The sequence below is a fragment of the Enterobacter cloacae complex sp. IR5459 genome, from assembly GCF_049238005.1.
GTDB lineage: Bacteria > Pseudomonadota > Gammaproteobacteria > Enterobacterales > Enterobacteriaceae > Enterobacter > Enterobacter hormaechei_C.
In genome coordinates this window covers 1-1,557 of sequence record NZ_JBMKIG010000056.1, presented here as the reverse complement: position 1 = coordinate 1,557, position 1,557 = coordinate 1, and the positions used below count along the sequence as shown (strand labels likewise).

At 50.2% G+C, this 1,557-nt stretch carries 1 protein-coding gene; it reads left to right on the top strand.

Annotated elements, in window-relative coordinates; genetic code table 11:
- Positions 1-140: 140 nt before the first annotated feature.
- Entirely contained in the window at positions 141-1,418 is a 1,278-nt protein-coding gene (locus tag ACOTX4_RS25860) for a phage tail protein (protein ID WP_421635509.1), read from the top strand.
- Positions 1,419-1,557 lie beyond the last annotated feature (139 nt).

Here is a 1,557-nt window from a genome sequence, read left to right as displayed (position 1 = left end):
GGGCGCGAGCGGTATGCAATTTTTGGTAATGACACGGTAACGCCACTGAACCTTCCCGTTCTCCCCGATATGTACGTCTGAATAAACTGTCTTTTTAACAAACCCCGCTCCGGCGGGGTTTTTTATTGCCTGGAGAAAACATGATTTATACAACTGGCACTATCGCCATCAGCGGAAACACCCTTACAGGTACCGGCACAAACTTTACTGCTGCTGGTTCTCTTATTCGTAACGGCTGTACCGTTATTGCAATGACCAGCCCTGTGCAGGTATTTCAGATTACCACCATCGGCAGCGCAACAAGTCTCACCGTAACGCCAGCAGCTAACCCAACTGTTCCCGCTGGAACCCGGTTTGCCATTCTTCTGAGCGACAGCCTGAGCGTGGATGGTCTGGCGCAGGATATCGCTGAAACCTTCACTATGTATCAGCGCTACATGAGCGGGTTCGCTGATGTAATGAACGGGACATCTGATGTCACCATCACTATCAACGGCACTGCCGTTACCGTACCGGGTCAAAAATCGCTGGCGAAGAAAGGGGCTAACAGCGACATTACCAGCCTTTCTGGGCTGAAAACAGCTCTCAGCATTGAGCAGGGAGGGACCGGGGCAAAGAATGCCGCTGACGCTCGCACAAACCTTGGTTTAGACAAAACAGTAAATACCGAAGGAAACCAGTCCATTTCAGGAGAGAAAAACTTCACTGGCCCTTTGAAAGTTACCGCAGCATATCCACAAATTATTTTATCGTCGACTGCCCAGCCAAACGGCACTTACGGCCGGGTAGTTACATTCGGTAGTGAGGGTAACAAAGCCTACATTGCTGCACGGCAATGGGAAGGCGGCGGAAATAACACTTGCGTGACCTATCTGCCCACTTTTAAGGACGGTTATTTCACATTCTGGACAACCTCAAATACGACAGTAACCTCTGACGGAACCATTAAACAGGCTTCTCCCATTGCCAGAATCGTTAAGTCTCAGGGAGAGAACCGGCGTACGGATATTGAAAATGATGGATTCACATGGTGCGGCTGCGGCACGGCTAACGCCGAGGCAGAGGGAGTATCCATTTCTCGCCTTGACACGGGGGTTTACGAACTTACTGGTTCGGCAGGCCTGGCATCGGAAGGCTGGCAATTGCTGCCGCCAATGGACCCGGGTGGAATGGGAGAACTGGGTGTAGTTGAAGCTGAGCAGACAGAAAGCGGCGGACTGACTATCCGCCTGTTTAAGCGGAAATACATGCTGAGCGATGAAGGGGAGATCGTCAAAACAAAGGGGGCTCCTATGGATGTTCCGGCCAACAGCTGGATCGACGTTCGACTCGACATGCCAGAGGATAGCATCTGGAATACAAGATCTTCTGAAGCTTCTCTGGAACTGACAGAGCAGCCAGCAGTCATTCAGCCTTAAAAATTAATAGGCGAACCCAAATTGATCTGCATTCCATTTGAAACTACTGTATATAAACACAGTAATAAAGGGAGTGCAGATTATGCCCCGAATTTCAGATATTCAGGCCGCCTTTATTGCGGCCATAGAGCTTAACCCA